At 35.8% G+C, this 20795-nt stretch carries 23 protein-coding genes and 1 other annotated feature; of the genes, 21 read left to right on the top strand and 2 right to left on the bottom strand.

Annotation, left to right across the window (positions count from 1 at the left end):
- Positions 1-2 precede the first annotated feature (2 nt).
- The 9 genes from opp1D (at position 3) to H3T55_RS05030 (ending at position 8000) form a co-directional block, all read left to right on the top strand.
- The gene (gene opp1D / locus H3T55_RS04990; RefSeq protein WP_087640927.1) at positions 3-1064 is read left to right on the top strand and encodes an oligopeptide ABC transporter ATP-binding protein Opp1D; all 1062 of its coding nucleotides are present in this window, start codon (positions 3-5) and stop codon (positions 1062-1064) included.
- Positions 1064-2023: an ABC transporter ATP-binding protein gene (locus H3T55_RS04995; RefSeq protein WP_087640928.1), complete on the top strand. Its 960-nt coding sequence runs from the start codon at positions 1064-1066 to the stop codon at positions 2021-2023. The genes opp1D and H3T55_RS04995 overlap by 1 nt, the downstream gene beginning before the upstream one ends.
- A gap of 412 nt (positions 2024-2435) precedes the next feature.
- Positions 2436-3548 (top strand): transposase, encoded by a 1113-nt coding sequence (locus H3T55_RS05000; protein ID WP_225533596.1) that lies wholly within the window; start codon positions 2436-2438, stop codon positions 3546-3548.
- Between the two features lie 353 nt (positions 3549-3901).
- Positions 3902-4702, top strand: coding sequence for a Cof-type HAD-IIB family hydrolase (locus tag H3T55_RS05005; protein ID WP_225533597.1), 801 nt, complete (start codon positions 3902-3904; stop codon positions 4700-4702).
- Between the two features lie 109 nt (positions 4703-4811).
- Positions 4812-4946, top strand: a sequence feature (ribosomal protein L20 leader region).
- Between the two features lie 70 nt (positions 4947-5016).
- Entirely contained in the window at positions 5017-5538 is a 522-nt protein-coding gene (gene infC / locus H3T55_RS05010) for a translation initiation factor IF-3 (RefSeq protein WP_087640931.1), read from the top strand.
- Positions 5539-5635: 97 nt separating this feature from the next.
- A complete protein-coding gene (gene rpmI / locus H3T55_RS05015; RefSeq protein WP_069662903.1) occupies positions 5636-5836 on the top strand; it encodes a 50S ribosomal protein L35 in 201 nt (66 codons plus the stop codon).
- Between the two features lie 132 nt (positions 5837-5968).
- Positions 5969-6328: a 50S ribosomal protein L20 gene (gene rplT / locus H3T55_RS05020; RefSeq protein WP_087640932.1), complete on the top strand. Its 360-nt coding sequence runs from the start codon at positions 5969-5971 to the stop codon at positions 6326-6328.
- A 130-nt stretch (positions 6329-6458) separates the two neighbouring features.
- Positions 6459-7184, top strand: coding sequence for a hypothetical protein (locus tag H3T55_RS16710; RefSeq protein ID WP_225533598.1), 726 nt, complete (start codon positions 6459-6461; stop codon positions 7182-7184).
- Positions 7185-7310: 126 nt separating this feature from the next.
- Positions 7311-8000, top strand: coding sequence for a CPBP family intramembrane glutamic endopeptidase (locus tag H3T55_RS05030; protein ID WP_225533599.1), 690 nt, complete (start codon positions 7311-7313; stop codon positions 7998-8000).
- Between the two features lie 58 nt (positions 8001-8058).
- On the opposite strand, the gene H3T55_RS05035 is transcribed toward H3T55_RS05030, so the two are convergent.
- Positions 8059-8787 carry a TraX family protein gene (locus H3T55_RS05035; protein ID WP_225533600.1) on the bottom strand — a complete coding sequence of 243 codons (729 nt, stop codon included), beginning with the start codon at positions 8785-8787 and terminating at the stop codon, positions 8059-8061.
- Between the two features lie 230 nt (positions 8788-9017).
- Between H3T55_RS05035 and psiE the strand changes: the two genes are divergently transcribed.
- On the top strand, positions 9018-9461 hold the full coding sequence (gene psiE, locus H3T55_RS05040; protein ID WP_087640935.1) for a phosphate-starvation-inducible protein PsiE: 444 nt from the start codon (positions 9018-9020) through the stop codon (positions 9459-9461).
- Positions 9462-9504: 43 nt separating this feature from the next.
- Here the strand turns inward: psiE and H3T55_RS05045 are convergent, their stop codons facing one another.
- Complete coding sequence (locus H3T55_RS05045; protein ID WP_225533601.1) at positions 9505-10545, bottom strand: YeiH family protein; 1041 nt, start codon at positions 10543-10545, stop codon at positions 9505-9507.
- A gap of 106 nt (positions 10546-10651) precedes the next feature.
- Between H3T55_RS05045 and H3T55_RS05050 the strand changes: the two genes are divergently transcribed.
- The 11 genes from H3T55_RS05050 (at position 10652) to H3T55_RS05100 (ending at position 20782) form a co-directional block, all read left to right on the top strand.
- Positions 10652-11482 carry a LysR family transcriptional regulator gene (locus H3T55_RS05050; protein WP_225533602.1) on the top strand — a complete coding sequence of 277 codons (831 nt, stop codon included), beginning with the start codon at positions 10652-10654 and terminating at the stop codon, positions 11480-11482.
- Positions 11483-12634: 1152 nt separating this feature from the next.
- Complete coding sequence (locus tag H3T55_RS05055) at positions 12635-12886, top strand: hypothetical protein (RefSeq protein WP_225533603.1); 252 nt, start codon at positions 12635-12637, stop codon at positions 12884-12886.
- Positions 12887-12966: 80 nt separating this feature from the next.
- A complete protein-coding gene (locus H3T55_RS05060; protein WP_225533604.1) occupies positions 12967-14232 on the top strand; it encodes an efflux RND transporter periplasmic adaptor subunit in 1266 nt (421 codons plus the stop codon).
- The gene (locus H3T55_RS05065) at positions 14219-14911 is read left to right on the top strand and encodes an ABC transporter ATP-binding protein (RefSeq protein ID WP_225533605.1); all 693 of its coding nucleotides are present in this window, start codon (positions 14219-14221) and stop codon (positions 14909-14911) included. The genes H3T55_RS05060 and H3T55_RS05065 overlap by 14 nt, the downstream gene beginning before the upstream one ends.
- Complete coding sequence (locus tag H3T55_RS05070) at positions 14911-16131, top strand: ABC transporter permease (RefSeq protein WP_225533606.1); 1221 nt, start codon at positions 14911-14913, stop codon at positions 16129-16131. The genes H3T55_RS05065 and H3T55_RS05070 overlap by 1 nt, the downstream gene beginning before the upstream one ends.
- A 12-nt stretch (positions 16132-16143) precedes the next feature.
- Positions 16144-16800: a response regulator transcription factor gene (locus H3T55_RS05075; RefSeq protein ID WP_225533607.1), complete on the top strand. Its 657-nt coding sequence runs from the start codon at positions 16144-16146 to the stop codon at positions 16798-16800.
- Positions 16797-18224, top strand: a complete 1428-nt coding sequence (locus H3T55_RS05080; protein WP_225533608.1) for a sensor histidine kinase — start codon at positions 16797-16799, stop codon at positions 18222-18224. Before H3T55_RS05075 ends, H3T55_RS05080 begins: the two co-directional genes overlap by 4 nt.
- A 145-nt stretch (positions 18225-18369) precedes the next feature.
- Positions 18370-18567: a hypothetical protein gene (locus tag H3T55_RS05085; protein WP_087640945.1), complete on the top strand. Its 198-nt coding sequence runs from the start codon at positions 18370-18372 to the stop codon at positions 18565-18567.
- Between the two features lie 597 nt (positions 18568-19164).
- Positions 19165-20013 carry a DUF1266 domain-containing protein gene (locus tag H3T55_RS05090; RefSeq protein ID WP_225533609.1) on the top strand — a complete coding sequence of 283 codons (849 nt, stop codon included), beginning with the start codon at positions 19165-19167 and terminating at the stop codon, positions 20011-20013.
- A gap of 15 nt (positions 20014-20028) precedes the next feature.
- Positions 20029-20367: a RidA family protein gene (locus tag H3T55_RS05095; protein WP_225533717.1), complete on the top strand. Its 339-nt coding sequence runs from the start codon at positions 20029-20031 to the stop codon at positions 20365-20367.
- 205 nt (positions 20368-20572) lie between these two features.
- Entirely contained in the window at positions 20573-20782 is a 210-nt protein-coding gene (locus H3T55_RS05100) for a hypothetical protein (protein ID WP_225550109.1), read from the top strand.
- Positions 20783-20795: the final 13 nt, after the last annotated feature.

Genomic DNA, 20795 nt, shown 5'->3' on the forward strand with positions numbered 1-20795 from the left:
GAATGACTATGGAAAAAGTATTAGAAGTAAAAGACCTACAGATTTCTTTTGATACGTTTGCTGGAAAAGTAAATGCTATTCGCGGTGTCAGCTTTGAATTGTTCAAAGGTGAAACACTTGCGATCGTAGGAGAATCTGGTAGTGGTAAATCAGTAACGACTAGAAGTATCATGCGTTTGTTGAGTAGTAATGCAAACATTGATAATGGAGAAATCCTGTTCAAAGGCGAAGATATCGTTAAGAAAACAGAAAAACAAATGCAAACGATTCGCGGAAAAGAAATCGCAATGATTTTCCAAGATCCGATGACGTCATTGGATCCGACGATGCCGATTGGCAAACAAGTAGCTGAATCGTTGATCAAGCATAATAAAGTATCGAAAAAAGAAGGATTAGAGCAAGCACTGGAACTATTGAAATTAGTAGGGATTCCAAATGCCGAAAAACGTTTGAAAAACTATCCTCACCAATTTTCAGGCGGACAACGTCAACGGATCGTTATTGCGATCGCTTTGATTTGTTACCCAGAAGTTCTGATTGCCGATGAACCAACAACTGCATTGGATGTAACGATCCAAGCACAAATTTTAGAATTATTAAAAGACTTACAACAAAAAATCAGCACATCGATCATTTTTATCACCCATGATCTAGGGGTCGTTGCCAATGTTGCTGATCGTGTAGCCGTAATGTATGGCGGACGTTTAGTAGAAGTTGGGACATCAGAAGAAATTTTCTATAATCCTCAACATCCTTATACGTGGGGCTTACTTGGCTCAATGCCGACGATGGAAGGAACAGAAGATAAGCTATATGCGATTCCAGGTTCACCTCCTGACTTATTGGATCCGCCAAAAGGAGATGCTTTTTATCCGCGTAATGAGTTCGCAATGAAAATCGATGCAGAAGAAGCGCCGCCTTATTTTGAAGTTTCACCAACTCATAAAGCTGCGACATGGTTATTGGCGCCACAAGCACCAAAAATCACACCTCCAGCAGAAATCGTTAGACGTTGGGCAATTTATGCTGAACGTCATAAGACAGCAACAGGAGGCGTTAAGTAATGAGTGAAAAAAGAAAAGTACTTTTAGATGTTAAAGGCTTGAAACAATACTTTAACGTGGGCCGTCCTGATGAAGTCAGAGCGGTTGACGATATTAGTTTTCATATCTATGAAGGCGAAACATTTGGTTTAGTTGGAGAATCCGGTAGTGGAAAATCAACGACTGGCCGTAGCGTGATTCGCTTATATAACCCAACAGATGGTGAAATCATTTTTGACGGGGAAGATATCAGTAAAATTCATTCAAAATCAGCAATGCAGGAATTCCGTCGCGAAGTTCAAATGATCTTTCAGGATCCTTATGCTTCACTGAATCCAAGAATGAAAGTCAATGACATCATTGCTGAAGGAATCGATATCAATCATTTAGCCAGTACACCTGCTGAGCGTGAAGAGAAGGTCAATGAGCTTTTAAAAGTCGTAGGACTTGATCCAAGCCACGGCACACGTTATCCGCATGAGTTTTCAGGTGGTCAGCGTCAACGGATCGGAATTGCCCGTGCATTAGCTGTGAATCCTCGTTTCATCATTTGTGATGAGCCGATTTCGGCATTGGATGTATCGATTCAGGCACAGGTCGTTAACTTATTGCAGGATCTGCAAAAAGATGCTGGATTGACGTATCTGTTTATCGCTCATGATCTATCAATGGTAAAACATATCAGTGATAGAATCGGTGTGATGCACAGTGGTAGATTATTGGAAATGGGCTCAAGTGATGATGTATATAACTTTGGCGTTCATCCGTATACAGAAAGTTTATTATCAGCGATCCCATTACCAGATCCAGATTATGAACGCACACGTAAACGTATCGTTTATAAACCACAGCCAGAAGACAATAAAGAACGTAAATTGAGAGAAATCACTCCTGAACATTACGTATATTGCTCGGAAGACGAAGTGGATGTCTATCGTAAAAAAATTGAAGAGAAAAAAGCCAGAGCGAATCTAGGATAAGCATTTGGTAAAGAAAAGACTAGCTAAGAAAAAATACTTTTTTCTTAGCTAGGATTTTTAACAAGTAATGAGTTGTTCTAAAAAAGATAAAATAAAAAATGAGGCAAAAAAGTAGCAGTCATATTTCCTATTTTTCAGTCAGAGCTAATCGGCTTGATCAGCTTTTTGAGGCAACTTTTTCGGTAAGTAGATAAATGACTGCAAAGATAAAGAGCATCTTTTTAGTCATTTCCTAACTTACTCAAAAGCTGAACGCCTCAATCAACTTTTTATCTAATCCAGCTTCTTGAGCCAGCTCTTCAGAAAAAAGATAAAATAAGAATGAGGCAAAGAGCGCCTCAGTCGTATTTTCCTATTTTTCGGTCAGAGCTAACCGGCTCAATCAGCTTTTTATTGGTAGGGTGGTATGTTCATGAGGGTTTTAAAGGCTTATAAGTATCGGCTTTATCCTACCTCCGCTCAAGAGGAGTTTATAAAAAAAACTTTTTCTTGTGTTCGTCTTGTGTATAATCTTTTGCTTCAGGATCGGATCGCTCTTTATAAAGCATTGAAAGAAAATCCCGATCTTACTGTCAAACTTCCGACACCTGCTCAATATAAAAAAGAGCATCCTTGTTTAAAAGAAGTAGATAGTTTGGCCTTAGCGAATGCACAAGTTTATCTGGATCGAGCATTTAAAAAATTTCATAGAGAAAAAGGCGTGGGTTTCCCCAAGTTGAAACAAAAGAAAGATTCTGTTTCATCTTATACGACCAACAATCAAAATGGAACGATCAAAATTATCGATGATAAATGTATAAAGGTTCCTAAATTAAAAACGCCGATGAAAGTGAAAATGCATCGTCCGATAAAAGGAAAAATAAAGTCAGCAACGATTTCTTTAACACCTAGTCATAAGTATTTCATTTCGATCCTTTGTGAAGAGGAAGTTCCGGAAGTAGAGAAAACCTATTCTGCTATAGGGATCACATTAGGTACCTCTGAATTTGCGGTGCTATCAAACGGTAGACGTATCGATAATGATAAGTACACCAGAGAATTCGAGCAGCGGCTTGCACGGGAAGAAAGAAAACTAGTCAGGCGTAAAGAAATTGCTAAAGTAAAAGGTACAGAACTATCCCAGCAAAAAAACTATCAGAAACAAAAATTGAAGGTAGCTAAAATGCGGGAAAAATTAATGAATCAGCGAACAGATTTTTTGAATAAAATTACAACGGAAATCGTTCGTAAATATGATGTCATATGCATTGAAGATATTCATCAAACAGAAGTTTATAGAAATAGAAAACTTCATCGAGGAATTTCAGATGTATCTTGGGCACTGTTTGTTTCAAAATTAGAATATAAAGCTTCTTGGTATAATAAAAGATTGATCAAGGTTTCTGCTTGCAATGAATGTTCTGAACATTCAGAAAATAAAAAACAAAGTAAGATCTTTCTTGAAGATATCGATAAACAAAAAGGAGCTTCTGATCCAGAAACAGCAGCGAGTATCCATGTTTTGAACAAAGGATTAAGCTATTAAAAACATTTATCAAAAACTGTAGGGACTACAGGGTTAGCCTAGGGAATATAAGGTAGATACAGCGATGATTCGATCATTTATCTTTTTCTAGGAAATTTCTATTCAATAGAAATAGTTCACTAATTATTAGTTGATGAAAAATAAAAAGTAGAACTTTGTTAGACCTATTCTTTTAATTTTTGAATAAGTCTGGCGAAGTTTTTTCAATTTGCAGGTAAAAGTGTAGTACAATCATAGTGGAAGGAAATAGTTAGACGGACACATCATAAATAAATAGAAAGCGCTTGTATTTTCGGGTTCGATACTACTTGATCTGAGAGGATATCAGGCGATCCAAGAAAGGAAGATAATAAATGACAATTAAAATGATTGCAGTAGATATGGATGGGACATTTTTGAACAGCAAGAAAGAATATGATAGAGAAAAATTTGATTACCTCTATCAAAAAATGAAACAGCAGAATGTCCGTTTTGTAGTCGCAAGTGGAAATCAATATTATCAGCTAAAATCTTTTTTTCCAACGATAGCAGATGAGTTATCCTTTGTTTCAGAAAATGGTGCTTATGTCATTAGTGAAGGGAACGAAATTTTCTGCGGAGAGCTTCATCCGGATAGCGTAAAAGATGTTCTTACTATTTTGTCTGAGGTAGAGGGTGCACATACGATTCTTTGTGGGAAAAATAGTGCATATGTCAGTGAGCAGGAGCCGGATGAATTTGTCGCATATGGCAGTAAATATTATCATCGCTTAAAAAGGGTACCGAATTTATTCGATATAAAAGAGGATACGCTGTTTAAATTTGCCTTGAGTTTTCCGTCTGAGAAAGTTAAGGGAGTGTTAAAACAGCTGAATGAAGTATTAGGAGACAAAGTGACGCCTGTTTCCAGTGGGCATGAGGATGTTGATTTGATTATTCCAGGGATCCATAAGGCGCATGGTTTAATGCAGCTGCAGCAATTATGGGATATCAAAAATCATGAAATTGCCGCTTTCGGTGATAGTGGAAATGATTTGGAAATGCTAAAACATGTAGGACATGGTTTTGCAATGAGCAATGCTCAGCCTGAAATCAAGGTTGCAGCTAATGAAATTATTCTATCGAATGATGAAAGTGGTGTTTTAGTTAAGATTGAAGAACTATTAAGTAAGTAGTTGTCTTTAAGGCAGTGTATAAACAGAGAAACATTTGTACACTGCCTTAAAATTTTTTTTATAGACGTTTGACAAATACTGTAGGATAGTTTATACTGTTAAAGTTGAGAAATGAAAGCAGAAGCACCCGCTTCTCGCCTTAGTTGACATTGTCACTGGGCTTGATAAGAGGATTCCTTATATCAGAAGATATGAGTCCGAAAAATCGCGGGATCTGTTTACAGAGCCTGTTTTTTATTGTCATTTTTATGACAAGGACGTCAAGGAATAACAACGTTTCAGCGCTGATTTTCTCTTAAAAAACTTGGAGGTGAATGACCATAGCAAAGGATATGATGGTGAACGACGGCATTCGTGCACGCGAGTTACGTTTGATCGGACAAGACGGTGAACAATTAGGTGTTAAAACAAAAGTGGAAGCATTAAAAATCGCTGAAACAGCCAATTTGGATTTAGTTCTAGTAGCACCTACTGCGAAACCTCCTGTTGCGCGAATTATGGATTATGGAAAATTCCGTTTCGAAACGCAAAAGAAAGAGCGTGAAGCTCGTAAGAAACAAAAAGTGATCAACGTAAAAGAAGTTCGTTTAAGTCCGACAATCGATGTCAATGACTTTAATACAAAACTTCGTAATGCACGCAAGTTCTTGGAAAAAGGAGACAAAGTGAAAGCTTCGATCCGTTTCAAAGGCCGTGCCATTACCCATAAAGAGATTGGTCAGAAAGTTCTTGATCGCTTAGCGGAAGAAACTGCAGATATCGCTACAGTTGAACAAAAAGCGAAAATGGACGGACGCAGCATGTTCTTAACGCTGGCACCGAAAAACGACAAGTAAGCTGAAAAGCTGATAACTAGTTAACAAAAGATTTTGAGGATACTCGTTCAATAGTTGAACGGTAGACGAAAATGAAAATGTAGGAGGAAAATTAGTCATGCCAAAACAAAAAACTCACCGCGGATCAGCAAAACGTTTCAAACGTACTGGTAAAGGCGGTTTGAAGAGATTCCGTGCGTTTACAAGTCACCGTTTCCACGGTAAAACAAAGAAACAACGCCGTCAATTGCGTAAAGCAGGAATGGTATCAGCTGGCGATTTCAAACGTATTCGTCAACAATTAGCAAGAATGAAATAAAAAGCTGAAAGAGCTAAATTAGCATTGACTGAAAAAGCTTGCTGAATGTAGGAAAGCTGAAGAATTTCTTGTAGCAACTTAGCAATTAAAACACTCATAGAGATAATAGATATTTATTAGGAGGAATTAACCATGGCACGTGTTAAAGGTGGCGTAGTAAGCCGTAAACGTCGTAAAAAGATCCTTAAGTTAGCGAAAGGCTATTACGGATCAAAACATACTTTATTTAGAACAGCAAAAGAACAAGTGATGAAATCTTATAGTTATGCATACAGAGATCGTCGTCAGAAAAAACGTGATTTCCGTAAATTATGGATTGCGCGTATCAACGCAGCAGCTCGTATGAATGGCTTGAGCTATTCTAAATTAATGCACGGTTTGAAATTGGCAGAGATTGATATCAACCGCAAAATGTTAGCTGACTTGGCTGTTAACGATGCATCAGCATTTACAGCATTAGCTGACCAAGCAAAAGACGCTTTAGCTAAATAAGACTATTTTGAAGTTCCTATTTCTTAATTGAAAGGGAACTTTTTTATTATTTTTTACAAAATGATCTACCTTGATGGTATAATAATATCGAATTATTTAAAAAAATAATAAATAGAAAGCTGGTTTAAAAGTGAAAAAGAAACTATTTGTGTTAGCGCTTGTTTTTTTGGGGGGCATCTGTTCATTTGGGGTGAATACAGAAGCCGCTTCTATCAATGATCTACGTTTTGGTTCTCACGTACAGGATTATGGAGATACTGGTTTTGGTAAAGATAAGCGATTTAGGACGATAGCAGAAATGGGTCCTTCTGGAACAGGCAGTGGTTCCGTGCGACAATCGAAACGAATGGAAGCGATGTTCATAAAAGGAAGCACAGATATTTCGATCAATACACATGTAGAAAATATCGGTTGGTTATCTGAAAAACTAACAGCTAAGGAAAAAAGTGCTGGTGTCTCTAAACGAATGATCAAAGGTCGGAACACAACGATTTATTATCAAGCAGGTCGAGGCGGAACCGCTGGAGGAGCTTTGAGAGTAGAAGCTGTCGAATTCACTTTAACAGGCAGTTTAGCCCAGCAATATGATATGTATTATTGTGTTCATGCACAAGATTATGGTTGGTTAGGCTGGTCTAAAGCGAAATCCAAAACAGAAGATAGCAAATCGACCGCTCATAAAGCTGGAACAGCGGGTTTGTCTAAGCGTTTAGAAGCTTACAAAGTAGTACTGGTTCCAAAAGGATCACCTGGACCTAGAAATGTTAGCGGTCAAAAAAATTACCAATATGTAGCGAAAGATTCATTGGGAAGAGTGTATGCATATAAAGATGGAAAACGAGTTTCTGCAAAATAATTGGTCTATTTATATAAAAATCCATGTTAAAGGATAAGATTGCTTTCATTATAGATTTTACTCTGCTCTCGTTATTTGATATGATAAAAAGGTATAGTTTTTATTATTCAAAAGGAGAGTGGAAATATGGATGTTGTGAAAAAAATTTTTATGTACACGAAAAAATTCTTTATCGTGATCGGGTTATTTTTATTAAGTCAGATCAGTATAAATGTTTTCGACATTGCTAAAAGGATTTCTCAAGCTTCTGGTGTAGCGAGCTTATCATTAGTGGTATCGATCATCTTGATTTTAATGGTGATCGGAAATATTTGGCTATTGGTCTTTTTAGCAAAGAAATTAGGCTTTTTTACAATTAAATTCGATTTTCTCACAGGAAGAAACATAGGGATCATCATTGGCGGTTATGTTTTGGCTCGAATCGTTGCCATTGTTGGTACACTATTGTTAAATGCTCAAGGAATGAATTCTACTGCCAATGATGCAGCAATCCAAACAATGTTTACGGGAGAAAATCCATTGTTGATCATCCTATTGATCGGTATCTCTGCGCCGATCATGGAAGAAATTGTTTTCAGAGGAGGGATCATTGGTTTCTGGCTGAAAGACTACCCAATAGTTGGGGTTGTACTAAGCTCTGTTGTTTTTGGGTTGGTACATGGTCCAACTAATTTGATAAGTTTCTTGATATATGGATTGATCGGGTTGATTTTATCCGTTGTTTATCATAAAACAAAACGCTTAGAGCTTAGTATAGCAATACACTTTTTAAATAATATTTTAATCGCAATAATGATTGCATTTGGATTAGTTTGATCATTATTGAGACTAAAAAAACTGGCACCTGATTTCCCAAATTAGGTGCCAGTTTTTTTTATAGTATCATTCTTATTAAGACCAAGACGATCATATGAAGAGGATAGAACAAATAAAATCCCCACTTGACCCAATTCGGAGAGTATCCGCGTTGCCCATTATAATTCATCAGTAACGGAATCGTACCAAGAATCCCTAAGGTTGACACAAGCTCATATAACGGAACAGAGTCCGGAGCCATCATTCGAGCAACTAATAGCAATAAAAATAAGAGAAAGGTTGCGTAAACGGGTGGGATGATTTTCTTCAAGCTATCATTTTTTATGCGGTAAAAACTAAAAATGATCAATACACCAATCAAATTCCAGTCGGACATGACGGTGGCGAATGAAAATACAATGACCAGCAGTACATGCAGGTAAAGATTTTTAGTTTTATCATAGAACATGATCAGTAGTAAACCCATCAAAAGTGTGAAGAAAATATTATTCACGAGTTCAGAAGGATCAAAAGGATGGGTTGGATAAAATAAGAGATGGAATGGATAAATAGATAGAATCCAAAAAGCGGCCAATCGTAGAGCATATTTTTTAAGGTTCCTTGTGTAATGGAATCCCTCTACTAACAAATAAGCCATGATCGGAAATGTGAGTTTTCCAATCAATTCTGTGAAAAAGAAGAGTTCATTTGAATATTGGTACAATTTAAAACCGCTCCCAATATGATTGAGTAGCATAGCAATGATTGCAATCACTTTTAGATGAAATGATGTAAGTCTTTTTTCCATAATAATTACCTCCTATATCTATAATCAACCTTATCATAGATATAACAAAAAAAACGGGGGCTTAAGTTGCATTTTCTTCTAGGTCTAAGTAACTATCGATCAAGGAATGTCTCATTTTTCAGATTTAGATTTTTACATCGTGTAAAAAAAATGATATATTAGTTTTATAATGAAATGTAGTGAAAAATTTTTACGAATAAGTCTACTGCATCAATTAAAAGGGGGAAAATATGAAAGAAGATCAAAGGTTTGGAATAATGAAAAAATACGTTAACGTGGTTCTGGATATTGTTTTAGGAATGCTGGCCATTCTTATTTTGATATTTATGATCCGTCAGCTGATCGATATTGGTACATTTATCAATAAACCGATGACACCAAAAAATCTATCGGTCGTCATGCAGGAAGTCGTGGCATTTTTCATGTTATTTGAATTTATCATGATGGTGATTCGTTATATTCAAGAAGGACATCATATCCCGATCCGTTATTTGATTTTGATTTGTATCACAGCAATTTTGCGCCAGTTGATGGTGATCCACGGAGATGCAGTTCAAACATTACTATTGTCTATTTCGATTTTAGCATTAGTGATCGTTTTGTTTGTCCTTAATCTGAGTGGAAATAAATCGTATTCTGGATTCAAATCAAATAAAATAGACGAAAAAGACTAAAAAAAGGCTGCTCATAACTAATTTGAGCAGCCTTTTTCTTTGATTATGCGATGAATAACCGAATCAGTCCAATAGCTAAAAGAACTTGAATGACACCAACAGAAAGTCCGTAGATCAAGAAACGTTTGCCTTCTTTAAAGAATTTTTGAAAATCTAGACGTAATCCGATCGCGGCTAAAGCAGTGATTTCAAACCAGCCGCTAAAAAAATGAGCTGTTTGGCTTAGTTGTGCAGGAAGTTGGATCAAGCTATTAATAATACAAAATAAGACGAATCCAACGACATACCAAGGAAGACCAGCCTTTTTTTTAGCAACAGTTGCTGTTTCGGCGGTTGTTGCAATTGGCGTTTTCCGTTCTTTAAACTTTCCGAAAAGATAAACAACAACCACTAACAACATGATTCGCATGATCTTAAACAACATAGCAAATTCAACCACTTCTCCGTTGATCATACTTGCACTAGCCACTACTTGTCCAACTGATTGTAGAATCCCTCCAATCAGAGCGCTTTTTGCTAATAGATCAGTACCATATAGAATAGAAGCGATCAAAGGTAAGAGCAGCATCAAGATAGTGCCTAGCAAGTTGACTAATGTGATGATTTGTCCTTTTTCTTCTTCTTTTGCATGGATTGAAGGAGCAATCGATGCAATCGCAGAAGATCCGCAGACTGCATTACCCCCAGCCATCAATAAAGACATGTTATCCGAGAACAATAATTTTTTTCCTAGAATATAAGTAGCAAGGATCGTTAGTCCCATTTGTAACACTACAAAGATCCCGCCTTTTATCCCAATATGAGCAATTGTCTGAAAAGTTACTGTTGCACCTAACAGGACAACTGAGAATTCTAATAATTTTCCTTCTGCTATTTTTGTTCCTTTCTCCAGTATAGGATGTTTTAAACACGTATTCCCTAACACTATGCCTAGTAAAATCGCGATCGTCGCTGCACCTAACGTTGGCAGCCAAATCGCGATTCCTTTACTGATCACAGCAACAATAAAAGCGGTGATCAGTCCAGGCAGGATCGTGAGTGCTTGAGTTAAATAAGAGTTAGTAGTTTTCACTAAGGTATTCATCTTCTTTCTTCATTTATCTATGTATTCAGTATAGCGAAATAAGTTGCATTTGAGAAATAGATAGTTAGAATAATATCTATAAGAGAAATGAATGGAAGGGGATTCTATGTTTAAATTACTGAAGACATTCCGCACAGTCTACGAAACAAAAAATTTTTCAAAAGCAGCAGAGACCTTATTTATTTCTCAACCAGCTGTTTCTAATCAAGTAAAGCAGCTAGAAGAAGAGTTGGGTGTCGTGTTGTTTATACGAAGTGGACGGCAAGAAATGACTGCGACAAAACAGGCTGACATTTTATACCATCATCTACTGAATCTAACGGATGATTGGGAAGATCTTTTACAAGCCTTAAAAACACGATCGATCCCTAGAGAGATTTGTAAAATAACTGCTTCAAACACATTTGCTGTCTACTATTTACCAGAAGTGATGAAAGAGCTAGTACAGCATTTTCCAGATGTTTCATTTATTTTAGAGATGGATAATTCAGAAGTTGTTTTGGACAAAATAGAAAAACATCAGGCACATTTTGGTTTTATTGAGAAGCCGTTAGTCATGGAAACTGCTATTCGTCAGGAAATTTTGAGTGATGAATTGGTTCATGCTGGCGATCTATCAAGCGACTTATGGTTGATTCGGGAAGAGAACTCTGGCGTCTATCATTATACAGAGCGCTATTTTTTAGAAAATGATCTGAATCCACAAAAAATGATTGTTAAAAATAATGAAATCATTGTTCGATGTTTAGAAAAAGGAATAGGACAATCCATTTTATCAAAGAAAGCTATAACTAAAGCTGTCAATTGGCGTTCCTTAGGGCCTGCATATCAAAGAAAATTTTACTTGATCAAGCGTGATCGCATTGAATCTGTCCAGTTACAAAAAATCATTCACTTCATCAGCACTTATTTTGAAGACGGAAGAAATCTAAGTTGATGTAAACTATTTTTTCTAGACAAGCAACATGATAAAATAGAACAGGTAGAGGACGAAATATTTATTTAATGAGCATCAAAAAAATAGGCTGGAAATAAGCGGATCAGGCTTATTTCCAACCCTAATAGTCACCAATAAAGAAAATACACACAATGAGTGTCGTATATAAAAGGAAGTATTGAAAAAGGTTACGAAGTTAATTTTGTTGTATTTTCTTATTGAATACTTGGGAGTAGTACCTGACTATTAGCTTTAAAAGAACGATACTTACTCAATCAAATCATCCAGGAGAATGGGAAAAAGCTGGTTGGGAACAGCTTTTATTTGTCAATGATTGGTTGACGAATATATGTGATGATTTCAAAAAGTAAGTCAACGTCCTCTGAGATAGAAACGAATACGTAAAAAAAAACGACGTTGGACACAAATCCAACATCGTTGTAAGGTCAATAAATAAGCATAAACATCTTTAAGTCAGAAAAAACTAGTATAAACCTCTAGAAATTTCTGTCAAAATTGAGTAAAATGGAAGATGTCAATGTATAACTATTGGCTTAAGCAACTTGATTGGTCAGGTGTTCACTGACTGTTCAGGGCTTCATGATTTAGTTGGTAGCTAAATTATGAAGTGCTTTTTTTTATTCTATTCGTTTCTATCTACTTTCCATTTTATAGGAAAACCCTTTTAGGGTCAATAAAGGGTTGGAAAAAAATCAGACATTTGTCGGATTTTTCTGTAATTTATCTCAACCTATTAAAATAAAATAAATACCTTTATGCGTGTTTCATTGATTAAAAGTAGTTTAGAAGTATTTATGTGAAGCTACATTTCTTGACCAATTATAACCTAAAAAGTATTTGCTACTGAAAAATAAGAAAGAATAGCTTCTATTTAACCCTTTTACTTGAAATTATGGTAAGCCCAAAACAAAACTAAAAATTAGTTTTGTTTTGGGCTTTTATTCTGAGTAAATGGCGAAGCAAAAGCAGCTCTTTCAGATATAAACACTTTTGTCTCAGCCTTATTTTTTGTTCAGAGAAAAAGTAGATAAAAAACAGATTGGCTTTAGAAGAACTACAGATGGCTTGTCTATAATAAGTTTTATCAAATAGATACAAACTAAATGAATGGATCGAAAGGAAAGATTTAATATGAAAAAAATAACGAAAATAATTTTGGCGATGGTTATTGCATTATCTTTGAGCGCAATGACAGGTTGTAACAAAAAAGAAACGAAAGAAGACGGTTATCCATCAAAGCAAGATTTCAAAGATAATGTTCAAAGTAAGAGAAAAGTAACCGTTGATGGTGAAGAGAGAGATGAATACACTATGAAAGATGGGATGAAAGTTCAAGGTGTTGGCCTTGAAGACGCTGTTGAAGGAGACGAAGATTCAGAATAAACTGAAATAGAAAAATGAGAAGGTTTCAAGGGAAAAAATCAGCTTCTCTTGAAACTATTTTTAATAAGGAGACAATAAATATGAGAGCAACAGGAAAAACAAATAGAAAAAAGCTTTTGCTGATAGGTTTTGCAATCGTGATAGCGGCATTAATTACTTTTATAGTGATAAATGCATTTAGCTCGTCCGAGGAGAAAAATATAAATGCTTCTAATCCAGAAAACAAAGTGGAAGAGAGGAGCATCAAATCTTTAGTTGAAGAAAGTAAAGCGAGCGATTTGACTTTAGCTGGTAAAGTGACAGCGAATAATACGAATAAAATAAAAATCGACCCTGATAAAGGGACGGTCAAAGAAGTTTTAGTAAAAGAAGGAGATCGCGTAGAAAAAGGTCAAGCACTATTTACCTATCAAACAGATCAGCAAATGAAAACAAAAGAAGCTGAACTGGATGCAGAAGCTAAAGCTAGAGCTGTTGAAGTAGCAAGAAGCAGTGCGGGCATCAAATGGGAAACCTATAATAAAAAGGTAGCGCAATTGAACAAAGCGAAGGCAGATTATGATAAAGAGAACACAGAAGAACTAAAAGGTGAAATCAAAACGCTGGAAGGTGAAGTCGATCAAGCATACACAGAAGGCTTGACGGGAGATAATGAAGTAAAAAATGCAGAAAGTGAATTGGAAAAAGCGCAATTGATGCAAACAAACGAACAGGAAAGACTAGGAGCAGATACGATCGTTGCAGATAATGCTGGTACGATCAAATCATTGAATATGGATTTGATCAATCAATCGAAAGAAAAACAACGGGAAGAGAGCTTTATGGAAATCATTGACGACTCAAGCCTGTTTGTCAACGGCGATATCAATGAATTTGATAGAGAAAAAGTGTCACTAAATCAACCAGTAGAATTGATCGATAGAAAAAATAAAGATAAGAAGTGGCAGGGGAAAATCGTTCAAGTTGCTAATTTAAGCTCAGATGAAGCAGGAAAAGACAAGAAACAAGACGAAGATCCCAACTTATCTAAATTTCCTTACAAAGTCCTAATCGACAAAACGGATCAAATGCCGATTATTGGTTCTCATGTCTATGTAAAAGTGTTACCGAAAGAATTTGAAAGCGGCAAAATTATTTTAAATAAACAATATATCCTTTCACAAGATGATAAGCAATACGTGTGGAAAATAGACAACGATAAAATCAAACGCCATGAAATCAAAGGAACACCAGTCGGTGAAAATTTAGTGTCAGTCAATGAAGGGCTTGCCCAAACGGATAAGATCGCAATACCAAAAGCTGGCATGAAAGATGGAATGGAGGTAGGTGAAGATGTTAAGCCTTAAACAAATCAAAAAATCCTACTGGCAAGGGCAAACAGAAATTCCAGTATTGAAAGGAATCGACTTGGAAGTAGATGAAGGAGAATTTGTTGCTATTATGGGACCATCTGGTTCTGGTAAATCAACGTTGATGAACATCATTGGTTGTTTAGACAAAGCAACAAGCGGCGAGTATGAAATCGAAAATGTAGAGGTGAGTACTTTATCTGATAATGAGCTAGCCGATTTAAGAAATCAGAAAATCGGCTTTGTTTTTCAAAATTTTAATTTAATGCCTAAGTTGACCGCCTGTCAAAATGTAGAGCTGCCGTTGACTTACAGTAAAGTCAGCAAACAGGAACGGCGCGAACGTGCATTGAAAATGCTTGATTTGGTTGGTCTAAAGGAGAGAAGCGAGTTCAAACCAATGGAACTATCTGGAGGACAAAAACAACGTGTAGCGATTGCCAGAGCATTAGTGACAGATCCGAGTTTTATCTTAGGGGATGAACCGACCGGAGCGTTAGATACAAAAACGAGTGTTCAGATTATGGAGCTATTTAAAGAGTTTCACTTGGAAGGAAAAACGATCGTCTTGATCACTCATGAGCCAGAAATCGCCGAGCTATGTGAAAGAACGGTCGTTTTGCGTGATGGCAATATCACAAGTGACACCTCGGAACAAAAAGAGGTGATGGTGTAATGGAGGAAATCGGCGTTGCTATCCAATCCATATTGGCACATAAAATGCGTTCGATTTTGACAATGCTTGGTGTGATCATCGGTATTGCAGCGATCATCTCTATTTTTAGTATCATCGAGGGCAATACAGCAAATATGAAAAAGGAAATGATTGGTGGCAGTAACAACACGATGGAAGTAGAATATGATAAAAAAAGCTCATTCGATCCATCTCTTCGCTCGGGAAAGGAAGAACAAAAACCAAGCTATTTACCGGAAATCGGTGAGGAACAGCTAAAAAAAGTGAGACAGGTTCCAGACGTGATCGATGCGGGATTAGCGTATCAAACGGAAGCGAATGTTTACCGTCAGGCAAGCAAGACTCAAAGCAAAGTATCAGCTGTAACACCAAATATCGATAAATTGAAAAGGTTGAAAATCCTAAAAGGAGAAGGCTTTGATTCAAAGGATTTTAAAGAAAATAAGCAAATCATTTATTTGGATCAAACCTTGTATGAGGAACTATTTAAAGGTCAAGATGGAATCGGGCAATATGTAGAGGTCAAAGGAGTGCCGTTTGAAGTCAAAGGTGTTTTTAAAGCTGAAGAAGAGGATGATAGTCCATATAGCTTTGTTGAAAAAGAAGCATATATCCCATTAAAACAGGCTTATAAGATTTTTTCAGAGATCGATATCGCACCGAAAGTAATCATTCAATCAACAGATACGGATAAACTACAAATTGCAGCGAGCAAAGTTGCGGAAGTTTTAAATAAAGAAATCCCCAAATCCGATTATGTTTATGGTGTGAGGAATATGGAAGAACTTCAGAAAAGCCTTGAACAGTTCAATCAATCCAACTTTATTCTTTTAGCAGGGATCGCTAGCATTTCACTTTTGGTTGGCGGAATCGGAGTAATGAATATCATGCTGGTGTCAGTGACGGAGCGAACACGAGAAATCGGTGTAAAAAAAGCTTTAGGAGCAAGAAGGAAAGTCATTCTAAAACAATTTCTTGTAGAAGCAGTGGTCATTACTTTAATTGGAGGGATTTTGGGTGTATTGATCGGTTTATTAGGTGGCTTTATAATAACTCGTGTGTTGGAATATCCGTATATCGTTTCAATTATTTCAGTCGTTGCCAGTCTTGCGTTTTGTTGTATAATTGGAATTATCTTTGGATTGTTACCGGCGATGAAAGCATCGAAGCTGGATCCAATCGAAGCATTACGCTTTGAATAAGGAGTTGTAAACATGGTAAAAATTCTAGTCGTTGAAGATGATGAAATGATCAATCAGGTTGTAACAGAATTTTTGATGGAAAAAAACTATGAGGTTGTCTCTGTAAAAGATGGGGAAGAGGCGTTAGAGGAATTTGAATTGCAGCATTTTGATTTACTTTTGCTGGATATCATGCTGCCTTCGATTAGCGGAGTCGATATTTTAAAAAAAGTTCGTGAGACATCAGACGTTCCAGTCATCATGTTGACAGCGATCGATGATGAATATACTCAGTTAGTCAGTTTCAATCATTTGATCAGTGATTATATCGTGAAGCCTTTTTCACCAGTCATTTTGATGAAACGTGTAGAAAATGTATTAAGAATGAGCAGACCAAGTACACAAATCGAGATCAACGGCTATTTGATTGATCTTGACGATTGTCTAGTGACCTATGAAGAAAAAGAAATTTCCTTGACGAAAAAAGAGTATGAAATTTTAGCTGTTTTAGCAAAAAGAGCAGGTAATCTAGTGACCCGTGAACAATTAGTTTACCAAGTATGGGGCTATGATGATTATTTAGATAGCAGAATATTAGACAACCATATGAAGAATTTGCGAAAGAAATTACCTTTATTGTCCATCCAAACGATCAAAGGGATGGGCTATAAAATCGAGGTCTTGAAATGAAAATCATGTGGAAGAATTTCTTGTTTTCGATTTCTGTGATTTTTACAGTAACGACGGTTTCATTAGTGATTTTGTATTTTGTGATGCCGATTTACTATGAGTACACGAAACTGAATGCAGTAGAGAAAGAATTTAATAAGATCACGGACGAATTGAATCAGAAGTCTTTAGAGGATATAAAAGGAAAGATAGATAAACAATTATTTGAAGGTCAAGAAGCAATCACACTGATTTTATCTGATCTAGATGGAAAGATCGTTCATCCATATTTAGGAGAGGGAAGTAATTCACTTAGTATTGGATTAGGCGATCAAGGAGAAACGAAGATCTTAGATTCCTCAGACGTGATGAATGTGGAATTATCAGAATTGGATAGAGGAAAAGAATTGATAAGTACAATCAAAGATGAACATGGAACGGAATATTTGTTGACAGGACTATTCTCACTGCAGCCGATCTCTGATGCTAGCGCAGTATTGCTGCAGATTTATCCATTTCTTTTAGTGATCGATTTTTTGATTGGCGGAATTGCGGCGTTTTTTTATAGTCGTTTTTCAACGAAGCGAATCAAGCAGATATCTATGGCGACCAATCAAATGTTAAGTTTGGATCATACGATCAAATGTGAGATCAAAGGAAAAGATGAACTGGCTTTACTTGCTCAAGATATTAATCAGCTGGATCAAACACTGCTGACGACGATCGATGCCCTAAAAGCTGAAGTTGCTAAAGTAGAAGGAATCGAACGTTCTAAAGCTGAATTTATGCGCGTGACTTCACATGAATTAAAAACACCGGTCGCCTCATTGATGGGAATCATTGACGGCATGATTTATAATGTTGGAAAATTTAAGGATCGCGAGCATTACCTAGCAGTATGTAAAGAGATTTTGCAGCAGCAAGCAGACATGATCCAAAATGTTTTGACAGTTTCAAAGTTGGATATGTTTTCTTTGGAGGAAACGAATCAGGAAGTTTTTTCCCTAAAAGAGGTCATTGAGGATAAGCTTAAAACTTATCGATTGCTTGCAGAAGTCAATCAGGTGAAGTTAGTTGTGCATTTAGAAGAATGTCTGATCGAAGGAAATAAAGATGAGATCGGTAAGGTGATCAATAATCTTTTGAGTAATGCTTTTCGCTACACAAAGGTGAACGGTCAAATCGATTTATTTTTGGATCAGCATACGTTAGTGATCGAAAATCAAGCAGTGAAAGTTTTGTCTAAAGCTGAATTAAGCCAAATTTTCGAGCCGTTTTATCGTCCTGATTTTAGTCGGAATCGAGAAACTGGAGGATCAGGCTTAGGGTTATTTATTGTGAAGCAGATTTTGGATAAACAAGGATGGAATTTTTCATTCAAAGAATTAGAAGGTACACGAATGTGCTTTTCGATTTATTTTGATACAGAAAGAGTCATCATCTAACAAAAATATTTTTAGGTTTGTTATGAAAGTCCAATGACGATTCAAATGTAGCTTTCATAGATGTAAGGTTATGGGATCTTTTGTAAGTAGTTTACTCACCTTCCGTATGCTAGTATAAATGTACTGAGAGAAAGAAGGGGCAGGAATGAGTCGTGCAAGAGAAGTTATATCTTATCTAGTTATCATCTATCTATCGATCAGTGTTGGGAATCGGGCATTAGCCTTTTTTCAGAAGTTTCCAACTAATATTTGGATCGATCGAATCATTTGTATCATCATTACAGCAATAATCGCTGGTTTGTTAGGCTGTCTTTTATTGCCAAAAAACAAAGTCAAACAATAACATCAAATTTTGAGAGCGAAACAAAACTGATTTTTAGTTTTGTTTCGCTCTTTTTTTGTGATCAGTTTATCCAAATATCAGGCGGTAATATTTTTGTACTAATGAAAACAAGGTATAGTGATGAGAAAAATTAAAGAAATTATATTGTAGAAAGTGATCATCTATTTATTGCTGTTGAATCATACATTTGTCTTTTTTTTAGCGATAGGAAGATTTGAAATAGTCGATTCGCAAAATAAGAAAGGACGACGATTAAATCAATTCTAATGTTTTTTTTTAAAGGCATCAATTCTTAATTCGTAGTGCTATATTTTGTTTGAGTTATCAAAATAAATAATGATGATTGATAAAAAACGAAAAAATATGATGAAATATTTTTGGTAAAAAAAGAGTAAATAAAGCTTTTAAATGAGATTGTATAGGCGTTTATACAACCAACAGTTTATACAAAAAAATGAAAAAATACTCTTTCAATTAATGATGTGGTTCTGTATAGTTAATAAAAAAGAGAGAGGAAAAAGAAGATTTTTTAGTTATTAAATAGCTGAAATTGATTGCGATAATGAAGTAAAATGAAAAAAGATAGGGGTTAATAGAATGAGTAGAGTATTAAGTAGATTGTTGAGTAGATTGTTTTCACGTACTGATGGAGAAAGTTTAGTAGGCTATGTTGGAGTGATCCTTTTATTGTTGGTTGGAATTGTCTTCATTTACTGGCTATATTATAAATTTGTTACAGATAAGAAAATAGATTCTTTTGTGAAAGCTTATGAGGCTCCAGCTGATAAGCAAAAATATTTAGCTGCAGCATCGATCTATAGCCATGATCCATATCCAACAATGATATGTTTAAAAAGCTTTGATTTGGAAAAACCATTTCTTAAATTGATTCGAAGACAGGTATTTAAAAGAGACTGGTCGATCACTAATCATCAAACAACGATAGATACACTTGACTGGTTGTTTGACTCTGGACATCGAAAGGAAATAGATTTAAGCAGTACTTTGCACCAATTAGATTCGAGGTATGTGATCGATAGCCATCTTGCTCAGTTGATTACTGCTGCAAATGGTATTCAGGTATACAATGATAATGGTGAGCTACGAACAATAGATGAAAATGCTATTTATAATTGCAAAGGAATCTTAGCTTGGGACGCCCTACGCGGAGCTAATGTGGCGCGAGTTTGCTATAATTTGGGTTATTTGTCAGAAGAAGAAACTTGGCACTATTTAGAAAAGTTCTCTCATCAGCTTAAAGAAAATTACGATAATTGGGAAGAGGTTGCTTTTTCTTTTTTATTAGGACGGTATTTGTGGTCTGGAGATTCAACGCAAGAAACGTATGTTGGAATAATTACGAACCAATTTACGCATTATCCAATGCCGCAAAAATCTAAAAAAGAAATCAATATGTGGCAAAAATTTCCTGTAAGTTCACTGTAAATTAGAAGAAATGCAATCGATGCTGGTAATTATCTGTTTTTCTCAGGTCAAGTTGCTAAAAATAGTACTAATTATATCGAAGAAACCGGGAGTATAGAAGAACAAACAAAACAGTGTTTTGTCAATTTACAAGAAGTGATGAAAACGGCCAATGTTAGTTTAGACGATGTTGTAAAAGTCAATGTCTATCTAACACAAATGAAAAATTTTGAGGCGATGAATGAGGTTTACAAAACGATGTTTAAAGAACCTTTTCCGGCCAGAACATGTGTAGCTGTTCTGGAATTACCATTAGGTGCGGATATTGAAATAGAGGTCATTGTTTATAAAAATTCTAATGAACGTAATGACTAAAAAGGAGACAGTTTTGAAATACACGCCTAGGCTCTGGATAACTACTCTTTACTTTTTATTGATCATATTTTCTTTATTAATATATACGTCGAAAAATTGGGCGATTTCTTTTTTTAGTGTCCTATCAACTGATTTTTATTCGCATATATCGAATTTTTCTATTAGTCTGATAATCAGTTTGAGTGTAGGGTATATATGGTTATTGATGGGTGTGTATTTTCGATTTATAGCTATATTTTTAGGAATTATTGGTATTTTGAATGTATTATGTGAGACAGTCATGGGGTTCATGAATACTGCAGATTTACAAGATGCCCTGTATGGGATAATTGGTGTTGGAATAGCTTTTGTATTTTTATTGATCATGTCTAAATATGGAGTAGTTGTGTATAAAAAGGAAGAAAATAAGAATTGAACGAATCAGCCAG

Source organism: Enterococcus sp. S22(2020), assembly GCF_020295385.1.
GTDB lineage: Bacteria > Bacillota > Bacilli > Lactobacillales > Enterococcaceae > Enterococcus_L > Enterococcus_L dunnyi.